We start from the raw sequence: 14,310 nt of genomic DNA on the forward strand, positions 1-14,310 counted from the left end.
TATTGGCGCCCTGCTTTCGGTGCGCTCTCATCATCCAAGAGACGCGCCGATGCATTTTCCGTCAGACCGGATCGACTTTTTTGCGGGCCAGGCGAATTTCCTGCGGCGTCGTGGTCACCGCAACGTCAAGGGAAGCAGCCAGCGTTCGGGCAAAGCCAGCCGGATTGTCGATGCGGAACAGGCCGATCAGCCGTTCATTGGACAGGCTCTCATCGGCGATCACCAGTTGCTGGGCATTATAGCGGTTGAACCGCGCGACGGCATCGCGCAGCGTATCGCCTTCCAGCGCGATCTCACCCACACGCCACGCCAGCGATCGTTCGATCGCTTGTGGCGCATTGCCTTTGACCGGTGTCAACGCACCACGCTCGAAAGTCGCGAAATCCCCGGCCTTCAATATCGTCATGGTGCCGCCGCCATCCTGTGCCCAGGTGGCGACGGTGCCTTCTGTGACAGCGATCTGGACAGTTGTGCCGGTACGACTGACGGAGAAGGCCGTGCCGATCGCGCGGGCCTGCGCGATACCGGCATCGACGACGAAGGGGCGGCGACGGTCCTTGGCGACCTGGAACCAGGCCTGCCCGCTCGCCAGCGTGACCCGTCGGCTTTCCTCATCCAGCGTCACGCGCAGATCGCTGCCGCTGTCGATCGTCGCCACCGATCCGTCGGCAAGCGGCAGGCGGCGGATTTCGCCGCGCCCGGTCGTGACATGGTCGCCCATCAGCCTCGACACGCCGATCACCCCGGTCAGGGCGGCGGCCATCGCCCCGCCCACACCGGCCGCCATCCACCGACGTCGGGTCCAGAACGGGGAGGACACAGGTGGCGGCCCATCCTGCTCGACGGCCTCGTTAATCAGCGACAAGGCCGCCTGCGCGCGCAGCAGCGCCCCGGCATGGCGGCGATCCTGCGCCAGCCATATGTCCATCTGTTCCTGCTGCTGCGCATCGAGCGGATGGCGAAGCGCCCAGACCGCCGCCATATCGTCAACGGTTTCGGGCATGCAGGCCTCCGTCCGCGAACGGTTGTTCGGATGTGGCTTCCGGCTCCGTCAATTGCCGCAGCAACGTGCGCAGCCCCCGGCTCGCCTCATTTTCCACGATTGTTTCGCTGACGCCCAGCGCCTGGGCAATCGCCTTCTGACTCAATCCTTCGACCTTGCGCATGATGAAGATGCGGCGGGCGCGATCGGACAGCATCGCCAAAGCCGTCTGGACGCGTCCCAGCTCCTGCCGCGCCTGCGCGAAGCGTTCGGGCGTCAGCAGGTCGCTTTCGCCCTCACCCGACAGGTCGGACAAGGGATCGAGGCGCACCACGCGGGCGCGCTCCCGCTGCCGCCGGACGATGTTGCGGGCCATGGTGAAGAGATAGGCGCGCGGCGCGGTGACATGCGCGACGTCCGGCAACTGGGCAAGGCGGCAATAGCATTCCTGCACGACGTCCTCCACATCGGCCGCAGCGACGACCTGCCGCCGCAACCAGTTACGCAGGTCGCGTTCGTGGGGCAGTATCTCCCGCCCTACCCATCGAGCCAAAGCTTCGCGTTCCGTGACCTCTCTCCTCTCCCCCTGGCAAGAGACGCGGCGCGCATTTTTCCGTCGTCATGCGGAATATTTATCTGCTTCATTCTTCCATCGTGCAACCGGCGCGATTGCCATGCCGACGTCACCCGGTGCGGCCTGCCCCCTGGCCCAGGACGATATTGGCGAGCAACGCGGCATTGCGCCCGAAATGATGGCCGCCCGGCACCACGACCTGGGTCGCGACATTGCGGGGGATGGCCGGACAAGCGCTATCATCTTCGGCTGCGCCGCGGATACAGCGGATGGTCACGTCCCGCAGCCGCATGATCGCGGGCACCGTAGGCTGGGCCTGTGTCGAATTGAGGTCCAGCCATGACGACAGGTGGAACTGGAAGTCAGCGGTCGCGCCCAGCCCCAGCAGCGACAGGCTGGAGATGTGGGCGCGGGTTTGCGGATCAAGCGTGCCGACGATCGCGGGCAGCACGTCCGCGCCGAAACTATAGCCGATGACCATCACGCGCGGCCGGTTCCAGCGGGCGCTGTAGGCCGCGATGATATGGCGCAGATCCTGCCCCGCGCCCGACGGCGTGCGCTGGCTCCAGAAATAGGACAGGCTGTCGACGCCGACGACCGGAATGCCCTTCGCCGCCAACTGGCTCGCAATGTCCCGGTCCAGTCCCACCCAGCCGCCGTCGCCCGAATAGATGACCGCCATCATATTTCCATGGTCGCCTCCCGCTGCGGGCGGTACGATGGTCAGGGGCAGGTCGTCCACATTGGCGGTGGCGACCGGATCGAGCATCGGCGCCAGCGCGGCCATCAGACGCGGCATCCAGCGCGCACGGTCGACAAAGCGATGGTCGCCCTGCGGCAGATCGATCAGGCGCGCATGCGGCACATCCGTAACGAAGCGCCGGGCGGCGGCGAAATCGACCACCGCGTCGCGCCTGCCCTGCACCACGATCCAGGGCAGCTTGATGCGCCGGTTGGGCGCGAATAGCCATCCGTGCGCAGGCTTTGCGATGGCGTGGGCGGTGAAGCCCGGCGCGGAACACCAGGGCTTTGCGCCCGGCATATCCGCGCTGAAACCCAGCGATACGACCGCCCGATAGGCCCCGTCGGGCCATTGCGCCAGGCTGGCATAGGCCAGCGTCGCACCGGCGGAATAGCCGATGACGATAGGCTTCATATAGGCGCGCACGCCCGCGCGATGCTGCACGTCGCGCGCCAGCGCCACCAGCGCATAGTTGGGATTGATGCAGCGCCCCCTTTCCCGCTCCAGCGACCGCATGAATGTGGGGGTGGATACGCCAGCCACCAATATCCCCTGCTTCGCCAGATCGCGCGCGATGGCGGCGGTGCCTGCGCTCCACCCGCCGTCGCCAGACAGGAACAGGGCCGTCGCACGGGGGGAGCCGCCGGGGCGGTAGAGCCGGATGCCGCCGAATGGCGCCAGGCTGTAGGCGCCCACCGTGACCGTCCCACCAGCCGACGCACTGACCGGCGCGCCAATCCCGGTCGCGACCAGCCAGCTTCCCGCGATGAGGGCGACGACGATCCGAATGATCCTGCGCATGACCTGGAACCCCTTTGACAGGCAGGCATCATGCGCTGGTGCGACTATCCCGGTTTTTACGGGCGGATGACAAGTTCGTCATATTCACCCACCGCCGCTGCCGATCAGCGCCTGGAGATCGATCAGGGTGCGGGCGAAGGTCAGGCCCTGCGGCCCCGCGACGAAGCGAGCATCCCATTCGGGCGAGAATTTCTCCTTATAGGCGCGCAGCCCTTCGAAACCGTATAGCGCATTGCCATGCTGGTAGAGCATCGCCCCCAGCCGCGACCAGAAGGGCGCCAGCCTGCGCGCGTCCAGTCCCGACAGCGGCGCCATGCCGAGGTTGAACCAGGCATAGCCCTGCGCCTGTCCCCACTGCATCAGATGAATGAACAGGAAATCCATCGTGCCATAGGGCATGTCTTCACGGTGGCGCATCAGGTCGACCGACAGTTCGGACCGGTCCTGCGTCTTCCAGATATTGGCGAAGGCGACGATCTTTCCCTGCCAGCGGACGACCGCGCAATCGAAATGCGCCATATAGGCCGGATCGAAGCGTCCGACGCTGAAGCCCTTTTCCCGGTGCCGCTTGATCGCCAGCCAGTGCGCCGAAATCTCCGCCAGTTCGTCCATGATGTCGGCCATGTCGGCCGCCGCGACGATGTCGAAACTCGCGCCTTCGCGCAGCGCGCGCCGTTCGGCGTAACGTAATGGCTTGGCGTCCGGCCCTTCCAGCGTAAAACGGTCGAGGGCGACATGCGCCTCTTCGCCATATTTGGTGATCTGCAACCCCAGTTCGATCGCCAGCGGCAGGGCGGCGGCGCTGATCTGATAGAGCAGCAGGCGGCCCTGCGCGGCATCCACCCGTTCGCGCAGCGTCCAGAGCAGGTCGCTCCATTCCGCCTCCGCGCCTACGGGATCGCCCATCACGATCCAGCTATGACCCCGTATCTGATACATCAGGAACGCCTGGCCGGTGGCCGACAACAGGAACCGCTTGTCGCCGGTCAGGGCCAGGTTGGCATCGGTCCGCTGCGCCAGCGCCATCGCCGCCTCGCTGGGGCCGAGCGCGGCATTGCTATCCTGCCGGGCGGGCGTGGCAGGCCGGAAAAGGCGCAGGAACGCCACGCAGGCCAGCAGGGTCGCCACGGCAAAGCTGGCCCGCAGGAAACGCGACGCATCGCCCCGTTCAGCGAATTGCCACCACAGCTCATTCTGATAATCCACATGCTTGTAGGCGAAGAAGCCGATCCATATCGACAGGCCGACCATCACCGCGACGGTCGCCAGCCAGCCGGGCGAGAAGGCTTCGGCCAGCAGGTGCGTTCGGCGATAGAAGGCGGGCCGCGTCCATTGCAGCGCACCCGCGATCAGGATCATCACCGCCGCTTCTTCATAATCCAGGCCCTTGAGCAGCGAGAAGGTCGCGCCCGCGATCAACAGCAGGCGCGTCAGCCAGAAGGCCCCGTCCAACCGGCGATAGAGTCCGGCGGACAGGATCAGCAGGGCCGCGCCCACCAGACTGCCCGCCAGATGCGATACCTCCGTCAATGCCAGGGGCAGCAGGGAAGACAGCGTAGCTGCCCGTCCCGGCACGGTCGGTAGCGAACCCGACACCAGCAGCACCACGCCGCCCAGAAAGACCAAAGCGGCCATCATCGTGGGCGCAAGGCCCGATGCCACGGCCCGCATGCCGATCAGCGTCCGCGCGATCGGTCGATGCCAGCGACTGCCCTCCTGCACCAGGACGATGATGATGGCGATGAGCAGCGGCGCGACATAATAGATCAGGCGGTAGGCGAGCAGCGCGGCGACCAGTTCCGGGCGCGCCGTGCCGGGCAGCGCGGCCAGCATCACCGCTTCGAACACGCCGATGCCACCGGGCACATGGGTGATAAGGACGGCGATGATCGCCAGCGTATAGCCGATGAAGAAGGCAGGCCATTGGTCGATCCCGACGCCGGGAACCAAGATGAACAGCGCGGCGCTGGCGGCGGCCAGATCGACCGCGCCGATGCCGATCTGCGCCACTATGCCCGTCGCGGGCGGAACGGGCGCGCTCCAGCCGCGCAGCCGGATCGTGCGCCCGCGCGGTCCCGCCCAGACGACCAGTCCCGCCATCGCCAGCAGCAGGACGATGCCCAGCCCCCGCAGCATGTCCGCCGATCCCGCCCATGCGCCGATCGCCAGCACCTGCGGACGCCACGCCAGCATCGCGCCCGCCAGCACGAACACGCCGCTCCAGAAGGTCGCGCTCGCGATCATCACCACGCGCGCGATATCGCTGAGGGTCAGGCCCGCCGCGCTGTAGATCCGATAGCGCGCCGACCCGCCCGTCAGCAGCGACAGGCCCAGATTATGGCTGAGCGTATAGCTGGTGAAGGACGCGAGGGCGGCGGTGCGATAGGGGAGCGGCCGACCGATCGCTCGCAGCGCCGATACGTCGTAGAGCGTCAATGTCAGATAGCTGATCGCGGTCAGCCCCGTCGCCGCGAGAAGGCTGGCGGTCGGCAGCGCATGCCAAGCGGTCCGGACCTCATGCAGATGCACCTCTTGCAGCAGATGGTCGAGCGCCACGAAGCCCAGGGCGGCCAGCAGCAGGACCACGCCGACCGATAGGGTCATGCGATAGCGTTGGAACAGCTGTGCGGCCGTCATGCGATCGGTCATCCTGTCCCTCACCCCCGTTGCCGCGTCCATATCTGGCTTTTGCACAGCCAGCCGCCCAGCAGGCAACCGGATATCTTCAATCGATCGGCGTCCAGTTGCTCGATCGTAGAGGAAAAGCTGCGTCCCCTGTCGGGCACGAACACATAGCCGGCCCAGCGTCCCGGGCCGCGCGGATGATAATCCTGCAGCAATTCGGTGCCGACCAGATGGGACACGCCCGCATCGGCGGCGTCGGCGGTCGCGCTGGCATCGGCCCAGCGGACCCAGCCGCAAAGCGCACCGCGGCAGGCGCCTGTCGTCACGACCACGCTGCCATGGGGATTGACCCAGTTCCCCTCGATCGGGGCAGCCGCCATCGCGGCGGCGGGAAGCACCATCACAGCGGCGCAGATCAGCGAAAGGGTGAAACGCCGCATGGCCTATGCCCTCCCCGCAAGATGGGCACGCATCATGGCCGCGCGCAACGTGCCATAGACGGCATCGACATCGCTGTTCAGCCGATGGCCTCCAGGCAATGCGACCGCCTCGGCATTGCGTTGATGCAGCAACGGACACAGGCTCGCCGTTTCTTCGCGCCCCTGGATGCAGAGCAGCGGTGTCCAGGTCAGCTGACGCGCGGTCGGCAGCGCATCGGATTCCGCCATGGCGAAGGTAAAGATTTCCGCCGGTGACGCCCGATACTCGACCGTGGCACCCGGCACGACGAGCGCCACCAGTCCGACCGATGCCCGGTCGGCGCGCGGAAGCCCATCGAGCGCGACATGCAACATGTCCGCGCCATAGGATTGGCCGATCAACAACAGTCGCGCCTGCGGATTGATCGCATGCGCCTGTCCGATCGCTTTCTCCAGCAGCGCCGTCGCGTCGGCGGCGGTCCGGGTCTTACGGAAATAGCTGAGCGAATTGACGCCGACCACCGGCACGCCATCGGTGACCAGCCGGGCGGCGACGCGCGGCCCCATCCCTACGCGAAACCCCATGTCGCCCGACCACAGGATGGCGACCGGCGCACCTGGCCGCGGCTGATAATGGAACGGACGCATCGGCGTGAACAGATCGCCGCCCAGATAGCCAAGCCAGGCGAACTTCAGCAGGATCACGACCAGCAGCGCGCAAACTGCCATAATCCATCGCATTTTACTTTTGCGCGTCATCAGTTGGACCTTCGGTCTGTTTTCGTCGCCCTTTTAACGCCCCTGCATCCATCGGATCGGTGACCTTTGCATGAACTTTATGTCATCTGCCGGACAGTGCGACGACAGGCCATGCAGCCTAAATAGAATGGCATGATCTGGTCCGCCCGCCCTTTCTATGCGACCGCGATGCTGCTGGCGTCCCTCCCGCCCCTTTTGGCGACGCAATGGGTGCGTGCGCCATCGGCTCCCGCCGCCGTCAGCAATCGCATGGGCCTGACGTTGGGCGAGGACGACCGACACCGCGTCGTGGTGACCAGCCTGCGCAGCGGCGGCAGCGCCGATCGCCAAGGCATCAAGGTGGGGGACCAACTGACCGGCATAGCGGGCCGACCGGCCGTGGCGCTGGAGGCCGTGCGCCAACTGGTTCATGCACCGGGGCATTGCGCCATGCCACTGATGTTCGATCGCCACGGCATTCCCTATCGCACAATAATCTGGCAGTGCGGCAGAACCGGCGTCGGTTAGAAGGATCATGCCCATGGGTCGCAAGATTTTGCTGGTAGAGGATGACCGGACGACGGCCGACTTCGTGCTGAAGGGGCTGGCCGAACATGGCCATGTCGGCGACCATGCGGCCAATGGTCGCGACGGCCTCTTCATGGCGACCGATGGCGGCTATGACGCGATCATCCTCGACAGGATGTTGCCGGGCATGGACGGGCTGGCGGTGCTGGGCGCGTTGCGGGCGGCAGGGATCGAAACGCCGGTGATCTTTCTGTCGGCGCTGGGATCGGTCGACGACCGGGTGACGGGGCTGACTGCGGGATCGGACGATTATCTGGTGAAGCCCTTCGCCTTTGCCGAGCTGCTCGCGCGGCTCGAACTGCTGATGCGCAGGCGCGGCAGCGGCACGCATGTCGAAACGGTCCTGAATTGCGCCACGCTGCGCATGGACCTGCTCAAGCGCGAGGTGAAGCGGGGCGACCGCGCCATCGACCTGCAACCGCGCGAATTTCGCCTGCTGGAATATCTGATGCGGCACGCGGGCCAGGTCGTCACCCGGACGATGCTGCTGGAAGGCGTGTGGGACTATCATTTCGACCCCGGCACCAATGTCATCGACGTGCATATCAGCCGCCTGCGCCGCAAGGTCGATGCCGATGGCGACCTCCCCCTGATCCATACCGTGCGCGGCGCGGGTTATCGGTTGGGCGAATGAGTCCGGTCGCATGACCGCAAGCGACGCCCTGCGCTGGCTGCGCTCGTCGCATGCGCGCTTCATCGGCCTGATCCTGATATTGGAACTCGTCTTCGGCGGCGCGCTCCTTTTGTCGGTGACGCAACTGGTTCACGCCAGTCTGGACGCGGCCGACAATGCCATTGCACGCGACACGCGCGACACCTTGCTGGAAGTCTGGAAACAAGGGGGCGACCGAGCGCTGGCCAGCGCCGTCACTGCCCATGCGCAGGACGAAAGCGACGCCGTCCTGTTGCTCGCCGGCACCGATGGCGGCCGGATCGCGGGCAATCTGTCGGGTTGGCCCCCGGTCATTCCCGCCGATACCGCCGGGATCAAGGCGAAGCTCTATCGCATCGGCGATGCAGACGCCGCACCCTACACCATCACCGCCGCTCGGCTGCGGGATGGCCGTCGCCTGCTGGTGGGGGAAAGCACCGACGACAGCGACCAGATCCGCCAGACCGTGGAAGGCGCGCTATCGACGGCCCTGCTGATGGCGTTGCCGCTCGCCATCGTCGCCGCCTGGCTGGTGGTCCATATCATCGACCGGCGGATCGTGCATATCGCGACGACCGCCGCGCGGGTGGGCGCGGGTGAGATCGACCAGCGGGTACCGCTCGACGGGTCGGGCGACAGTTTCGATACATTGGGCCGCACGATCAACACCATGCTCGATCAGATCGGCGCGTTGCTGGCCGAATTGCGCACCGTCACGGACAGCATCGCCCACGACCTACGATCGCCCTTGACCCGATTGCGAGTCCGCATCGACCGGGCGATGCAATCGGACAATCCGGCCGTGTTGCGCGAGGCGATCGACGGCATCAGCCGCGAAGCCGACCAGTTGCTGGCGATGCTGGCCACCGCGCTGGAGGTGAGCCGGATGGAGGCGGGGATCGGGCGCGATCGTTTCGTTTCGACCGACCTGGCCGCCATGCTGACCGACATGGGCGAGTTGTACGAACCGGTGAGCGAAGAACAGGGACGCACCCTCGCCATAACCATCGATCTGCCGGTAACGCTGCCGGTCCATCGCGAGTTGTTGGGCCAGGCGCTCGCCAATCTGATCGACAATGCGCTCAAATATGGCGCGGGAACGATGACGCTATATCTGGCCGCCGAAGGGGATGACGTCATCGTCGGGCTAGCCGACGAAGGGACAGGCATCGCGCCCGAACGAGAGGCCGAGGCCTTGCGCCGCTTCGGGCGTCTGGACCCTGCGAGGGGTATCGCGGGGGCGGGCCTCGGCCTCTCTCTCGTCGCGGCGGTCGCCAGGATGCACGGAGGAGGCGTGCGATTCAGCCGTCGCAACGAACTGTTCAGCGTGGAAATGCTGCTCAGGCGGCAGCCTTGAATGATCGGATGGCGCGGCGGCCATAGCCGAGCGACGGGAGCCGGGACGGGTCAACAGGGGACGAACCCTATGCCGGCTCCCTGTCGACAGGGCTTACTTGGAGGCAGGCTTCGTGGCGGTCGTCGTGGTGGTGGTCGTGGTCACCTTCTTGGCGGCCTTGTGCTTGACCACATGATGCATCGGCTTGGACGAAGCGGTCGCAGCCGATGCGGCAAGCGGGGTGGCGAGGACGGCCAGCGAAGCCAGGCCGGTCAGGATCATGCGGGTTTTCATGGTTCATACTCCTATCAGGCGGTCCGTCGTGGACTGCCTGCCCCTTATGGCGCAGCCCCTCCGTCGACAGGGTGACGGGAAAATGAACTTTTGGACAGGCGGACTATGATAGAGGGTGGATTCTCATCGCGATCGGACCGTGCGGGAAAAACAGCGCAGGATCGTCCCATCCGCATGACCGCCCTCCCTTGATTTGCGGAAAGGGTCAGCTCCATCCATGCGGGCATGATCTTCGTGCGCAGAGCCGACCGCCCCCTACAGGATCTGAACCTGCTTCATTGAAGGTTCACATGCGCGCCCTATATAGGGGTTGTCACTTCTTCCCCCTTTGGAGTGACACCTCCCTGAACCTTGGCCCCGCCGTGGAATATTCCCGGCGGGGTTACTTTTGTCGGGCAGAATTCCGGATGCGCCGTCAGCGAACCGAGGCGGACCGAATCGCGTCGGCATCCAACGACGAACCGCCAAATTCCGCGACGGTGATGCAGTTCCGCCCCCGCTTCTTGCTTTCGTAGAGCCGACGATCCGCTTCCGACACCCATTGATCCGGGATCATGTCGGGCGCGCATCGGGCGCTCGCCACGCCGATGCTGACGGTGATGAACGGGCTTATCTGCGACTGGGCGTGCGGAATATTCAGCGACTGGATTTGCAGGCGTATCTCCTGCGCCACCAGTTCCGCGCCATGCGCATCGATGTCGGGCAGGATGCAGGCAAATTCCTCGCCGCCATAACGGGCCGACATATCCGTCGCCCGCTTGACCGCGCGCGTGAGCGCCGACGCGACCATCACGATGCAGCGATCGCCCGCCGGATGGCCGTACAGGTCATTGAACTGCTTGAAGAAGTCGATGTCCAGCATGATGACCGACAGCCATTGGCCGGTCCTGCCCAGGCGCACGATCTCATCGTTCAACGCGCGCTCCATATGGCGGCGGTTGCGAAGCCCGGTCAGGGCGTCGGTCACGGCCATGTTCGCCAGTTGATCGCGCAACTGCTTGAGTTCCACATGATTGCCCACGCGCGCGCGCAGGATCGCGGGCTGGATCGGCTTGGTCACATAATCGATCGCACCCAGCGACAGGCCGCGCATCTCGTCTGCCGTGTCCCCCAGCCCCGTCGTGAAAATGACCGGGATATCCGCCAGCAGCGGATCGTCCTTCAACTGGCGGCACACTTCGAAACCGTCGATCCCGGGCATCAGCACGTCGAGCAGGATCAGGTCCGGCTGCGCCGCACGCGCCGTATCCAGCGCCTGCTGCCCGGATGTGGCGAAGCAGACTTCATAATCATCTTCCAGCACGGCATTCATGATCTCGATGTTCGAGACTTCATCATCGACGATGAGGATGGTCGCCTTTGTCATCAGGCCCTCCCGGCATGATCGGCGACGCGCCGATCCAATCCATGATCAGCCCGTTCCGCATCGATCAGCGCAAGCGCGGTGTCGTAGTCGAGCGTTTCCAGAGCCCGGAACACCCCATGCGCGCTTCTCGCTTCGCTGCACAGGCCCATCAGGTCGGCCATATGATGGAAGCTGGCGCGCGCGCCCAGACTGCGGCGGCGGACCAGTTCGCGCAGCGCTTCGCGCGCCGCTGTCACGGCGTCGCGATCGGCAACGCCTGTCGCAGCGGGCGCTGCCGCAACGGTCGGAGCGGAGAGGCTTCGTGCCGCAGCGATGGCAGGCGCGATTTCGCTTTCCAGCCGCCCGATCGCAAGCCTGGCATCATCCAGCTCCCCGCCCGCCAGCATCCTTTCGATATCGGACGCCACATTCTGGACGCCGGGCAATTCGAGCGACCCTGCCACGCCCTTGAGACTATGGGCGAGACGCCGCGCATCGGGCAGCAGGCCGATGGCGATATGCGTCCGCAGGTCATGCGCGACAGTCGCATAGCTGTCGCCGAACGCGACGATCAGCTTGTGCAGCAGAGCCTCCTTCCCATTGACGCGCAGCAACGCGGCCTTGAGGTCGAACGGCGGCAATATATCGGGCAGGCGCGCGCCCGGTAGTTTGGGTGACTGGGTCTGCGCGACTGCCGCCGTCGCCTGATCCGCCTGCAACCAGCGATCCAGCGTCCGCACCAGAAGGGCGGGGTCCACCGGCTTGGCGATATGGTCGTTCATCCCGGCCTTGAGGCAGCGCTGCTTTTCCTCCTCATAGGCATGGGCCGTCATGGCGATGATCGGCAGGCGATCCGCCGACCAGCTTTCGCGGATGATCTTCGTCGCGGTGACGCCGTCCATTTCCGGCATCTGCACGTCCATCAGCACCGCCGCATATCCAGCGATGTTCGCGCGCACCTTGTCGCAGGCGATGCTTCCGTTTTCCGCGCATTCGACCAGCAGACCCGCGTCGCCCAGCAACTCGGTCGCGATCTCGCGGTTGATTTCATTATCCTCGACCAACAGGACGGACAGCCCACGCAAATGGGGCGCCACCATCGGAACATCCGCCGTCGCCACCGCAACGGGCTGGACAGGTGTCGCGTCCAGGGGGAAAATGCCTGAAATCGTGTCGATCAGCGTGTGCGGCACGACCGGTTTCGTCAGGAAGCCGGCGATGTCGCAACTTTGGGCATCGATGACGAAATCGTCCGCGCCATAAGCCGACACGATCAACGCCTTGGGCTTATGCGTCCTGAACGTCATGGCTTCCATGGCCTTGATGGTCTGCATGCCGTCCATGCCCGGCATCTTCCAGTCCAGCAACAGCAGGTCATAGGGCGCGTCGCCCCCATCGGCCGTGTGCAGCGCGCCCAGTGCTTCCTCGCCCGACGCGACCAGATCGATATGCATGTCCCACCCGGCGAATATATCCTGCATGATCTGGCGCGACGCCGGATTGTCGTCCGCCGCCAGCACCCGCAGACGCCGGACCGATGCGGGCACATCTATCTCCATCGCCTCGGCATCGTCTTCGATCTTCATGCTGAATGCGCATGTGAAGCAGCTGCCCTCGCCCGGCGCGCTTTCCACCGCGATCGTGCCGCCCATCTGTTCCACGATCTGGCGACAGATGGCGAGGCCAAGCCCCGTGCCGCCGAAGCGCCGCGTGGTCGAACTGTCCGCCTGGGTGAAGCTGTTGAACAGCGACGCCTGTTGCTCCTGCGTCATGCCGATGCCGGTGTCGCGAACGGCCAATTGCAGCATGACCTTGTCGCCCGCCTGCTGCGCCACATCGAGGCTGATCGTGACGGCGCCGTCCTCGGAAAATTTGACCGCGTTGCTCAGCAGGTTGAGCACGACCTGATTGAACCGCATTTCATCGGCGACCAGGCGACGCGGCACGGCGCTGTCGATCGTGGATTGAATCCGCACCCGTTTCGCCTCGGCTTCGGCGGCGACCAGTTGCACCTGGTTTTCCACCGCGGTCCGCAGATCGAAGGGGTGGGCTTCCAGCAACAGCTTGCCCGCCTCATTCTTCGAAAAGTCGAGAATATCGTTGATGAGCCGCAGCAGCGATATGCCCGCCTTGTCGATCTTGGTCACATAATCCTTTTGCTTGGGATCAAGGTCGGTGCGTGCGACCAGATGGCAAAAGCCCAGGATCGCGTTCATCGGCGTGCGGATTTCATGGCTCATATTGGCAAGGAACAGGCTCTTGGCGCGGCTCGCCTCCTCCGCTTCGCGCGTGCGATCCTCCAGCGCCTCGTTCTTGGCGAGAATTTCCTCGCCCATGCGCTGGTTGCTGCCGAAACTTTCCACCAGCCGGTCGCTCAGCCAGACCAGCACCGCCGTCTGGAAGGCGACGATCGCGGCGTGCAGAATGACCCGCTCCAGATTGCCCTGTCCTGGGAACACGGCATAGGGCAACAGATAGAGCAGCAGCAGATGATGCAGCGCCGTCGCGGTCGCGGCGACCATTATCGCCCGCCGGTCGCACCACGCGATCGTCAGCGCCAGCATGGCGAAGAAATACATATGCATGTCCATCTGCCACGCATGGCCGCTCAGAAGGACCAGCAGGATCGCCGGTTCGCCCATCAGGGCGACTGCGGACAGATAGCGCGTCGCGGGCGCGATTCCGCGCCGCCACCAGATCAGATGATAGCTGCCCGCCAGCACCGCGCCGGCTAGCGCGGCCCAGAGCGGCGAATGACCGGTCAGCATGGCGGTCGCCGCCAGCAGCGGGACATGCGCCCAGAACAGAGCCAGCAGGAAGCGCCCGAAATGCTGACGCAGCTTGTCGAGTTCCACGATCATGATGGGGATTCCTGCGATAATGGTGCGGTGCAGCCGTTCCGGGCCGGGGTCGCGATCGCCAGCCAGGCGCCCGCCTTGCGCAAATCCGCCGGGAAATTCGTACGATCCGAACCGGCGATGACGATATTGGCGAAGCGCCCCGGCGCCACCAGTCCGCCATCGGCGGCGCGGATCATGGTCATCATGTCCGCAAGGGTCGATCCGGGCGATGCTACGACCAGATATTGGCCGGAATCCTTGGCGCTGGCGATCCAGCCGATGCCAAGACCCGCCAGTCCGACGATCAGCAGGAGGCAGGCAGGCGCCCAATCCCGCGCCACGCCTTGAGTGCCTAAGACAGGCCGTGCGTGCGC

At 65.2% G+C, this 14,310-nt stretch carries 13 protein-coding genes; 3 read left to right on the top strand and 10 right to left on the bottom strand.

Going from position 1 to position 14,310, the window contains the following annotated elements:
* Window positions 1-61 precede the first annotated feature (61 nt).
* The 6 genes from U5A82_RS18630 to U5A82_RS18655 all read right to left on the bottom strand — a co-directional run bounded on the left by U5A82_RS18630 (window position 62) and on the right by U5A82_RS18655 (window position 6,902).
* Window positions 62-1,003 carry a FecR family protein gene (locus U5A82_RS18630; RefSeq protein WP_326292360.1) on the bottom strand — a complete coding sequence of 314 codons (942 nt, stop codon included), beginning with the start codon at window positions 1,001-1,003 and terminating at the stop codon, window positions 62-64.
* Window positions 987-1,535: an RNA polymerase sigma factor gene (locus tag U5A82_RS18635; protein WP_326292361.1), complete on the bottom strand. Its 549-nt coding sequence runs from the start codon at window positions 1,533-1,535 to the stop codon at window positions 987-989. The genes U5A82_RS18630 and U5A82_RS18635 overlap by 17 nt, the downstream gene beginning before the upstream one ends.
* Before the next feature lie 130 nt (window positions 1,536-1,665).
* Complete coding sequence (locus tag U5A82_RS18640) at window positions 1,666-3,099, bottom strand: AcvB/VirJ family lysyl-phosphatidylglycerol hydrolase (RefSeq protein WP_326292362.1); 1,434 nt, start codon at window positions 3,097-3,099, stop codon at window positions 1,666-1,668.
* 84 nt (window positions 3,100-3,183) lie between these two features.
* Entirely contained in the window at window positions 3,184-5,736 is a 2,553-nt protein-coding gene (mprF, locus tag U5A82_RS18645) for a bifunctional lysylphosphatidylglycerol flippase/synthetase MprF (RefSeq protein ID WP_326292363.1), read from the bottom strand.
* Between the two features lie 20 nt (window positions 5,737-5,756).
* On the bottom strand, window positions 5,757-6,164 hold the full coding sequence (locus U5A82_RS18650) for a DUF2147 domain-containing protein (protein WP_326292364.1): 408 nt from the start codon (window positions 6,162-6,164) through the stop codon (window positions 5,757-5,759).
* A 3-nt stretch (window positions 6,165-6,167) separates the two neighbouring features.
* The gene (locus U5A82_RS18655) at window positions 6,168-6,902 is read right to left on the bottom strand and encodes an AcvB/VirJ family lysyl-phosphatidylglycerol hydrolase (RefSeq protein WP_442802189.1); all 735 of its coding nucleotides are present in this window, start codon (window positions 6,900-6,902) and stop codon (window positions 6,168-6,170) included.
* A 132-nt stretch (window positions 6,903-7,034) separates the two neighbouring features.
* Here U5A82_RS18655 and U5A82_RS18660 point away from each other — a divergent pair, with 132 nt between their 5' ends.
* The 3 genes from U5A82_RS18660 to U5A82_RS18670 are packed head-to-tail and all read left to right on the top strand — an operon-like array spanning window position 7,035 to window position 9,478.
* Complete coding sequence (locus U5A82_RS18660) at window positions 7,035-7,409, top strand: PDZ domain-containing protein (protein ID WP_326292366.1); 375 nt, start codon at window positions 7,035-7,037, stop codon at window positions 7,407-7,409.
* Between the two features lie 13 nt (window positions 7,410-7,422).
* Window positions 7,423-8,103, top strand: a complete 681-nt coding sequence (locus U5A82_RS18665) for a winged helix-turn-helix domain-containing protein (RefSeq protein WP_326292367.1) — start codon at window positions 7,423-7,425, stop codon at window positions 8,101-8,103.
* A gap of 10 nt (window positions 8,104-8,113) precedes the next feature.
* Window positions 8,114-9,478: a sensor histidine kinase gene (locus U5A82_RS18670; protein WP_326292368.1), complete on the top strand. Its 1,365-nt coding sequence runs from the start codon at window positions 8,114-8,116 to the stop codon at window positions 9,476-9,478.
* A gap of 93 nt (window positions 9,479-9,571) precedes the next feature.
* Here the strand turns inward: U5A82_RS18670 and U5A82_RS18675 are convergent, their stop codons facing one another.
* The 4 genes from U5A82_RS18675 to U5A82_RS18690 form a co-directional block, all read right to left on the bottom strand.
* Window positions 9,572-9,751 (bottom strand): hypothetical protein, encoded by a 180-nt coding sequence (locus U5A82_RS18675; RefSeq protein ID WP_326292369.1) that lies wholly within the window; start codon window positions 9,749-9,751, stop codon window positions 9,572-9,574.
* A 415-nt stretch (window positions 9,752-10,166) separates the two neighbouring features.
* Window positions 10,167-11,117 (bottom strand): diguanylate cyclase, encoded by a 951-nt coding sequence (locus U5A82_RS18680; RefSeq protein WP_326292370.1) that lies wholly within the window; start codon window positions 11,115-11,117, stop codon window positions 10,167-10,169.
* Window positions 11,117-13,957 (bottom strand): hybrid sensor histidine kinase/response regulator, encoded by a 2,841-nt coding sequence (locus U5A82_RS18685; RefSeq protein WP_326292371.1) that lies wholly within the window; start codon window positions 13,955-13,957, stop codon window positions 11,117-11,119. The genes U5A82_RS18680 and U5A82_RS18685 overlap by 1 nt, the downstream gene beginning before the upstream one ends.
* Window positions 13,954-14,277: a hypothetical protein gene (locus tag U5A82_RS18690; RefSeq protein WP_326292372.1), complete on the bottom strand. Its 324-nt coding sequence runs from the start codon at window positions 14,275-14,277 to the stop codon at window positions 13,954-13,956. The genes U5A82_RS18685 and U5A82_RS18690 overlap by 4 nt, the downstream gene beginning before the upstream one ends.
* Window positions 14,278-14,310: the final 33 nt, after the last annotated feature.

The organism is Sphingobium sp. CR2-8 (genome assembly GCF_035818615.1).
Lineage (GTDB): Bacteria > Pseudomonadota > Alphaproteobacteria > Sphingomonadales > Sphingomonadaceae > Sphingobium.

Bases quoted from the DNA above. Each gene is read 5' to 3' on its own strand.
- U5A82_RS18630 (WP_326292360.1), bottom strand. From the start codon at position 1,003: ATGCCCGAAACCGTTGACGATATGGCGGCGGTCTGGGCGCTTCGCCAT.
- U5A82_RS18640 (WP_326292362.1), bottom strand. From the start codon at position 3,099: ATGCGCAGGATCATTCGGATCGTCGTCGCCCTCATCGCGGGAAGCTGG.
- mprF (WP_326292363.1), bottom strand. From the start codon at position 5,736: ATGACGGCCGCACAGCTGTTCCAACGCTATCGCATGACCCTATCGGTC.
- U5A82_RS18650 (WP_326292364.1), bottom strand. From the start codon at position 6,164: ATGCGGCGTTTCACCCTTTCGCTGATCTGCGCCGCTGTGATGGTGCTT.
- U5A82_RS18655 (WP_442802189.1), bottom strand. From the start codon at position 6,902: ATGACGCGCAAAAGTAAAATGCGATGGATTATGGCAGTTTGCGCGCTG.
- U5A82_RS18660 (WP_326292366.1), top strand. From the start codon at position 7,035: ATGATCTGGTCCGCCCGCCCTTTCTATGCGACCGCGATGCTGCTGGCG.
- U5A82_RS18665 (WP_326292367.1), top strand. From the start codon at position 7,423: ATGGGTCGCAAGATTTTGCTGGTAGAGGATGACCGGACGACGGCCGAC.
- U5A82_RS18670 (WP_326292368.1), top strand. From the start codon at position 8,114: ATGACCGCAAGCGACGCCCTGCGCTGGCTGCGCTCGTCGCATGCGCGC.
- U5A82_RS18675 (WP_326292369.1), bottom strand. From the start codon at position 9,751: ATGAAAACCCGCATGATCCTGACCGGCCTGGCTTCGCTGGCCGTCCTC.
- U5A82_RS18680 (WP_326292370.1), bottom strand. From the start codon at position 11,117: ATGACAAAGGCGACCATCCTCATCGTCGATGATGAAGTCTCGAACATC.
- U5A82_RS18685 (WP_326292371.1), bottom strand. From the start codon at position 13,957: ATGATCGTGGAACTCGACAAGCTGCGTCAGCATTTCGGGCGCTTCCTG.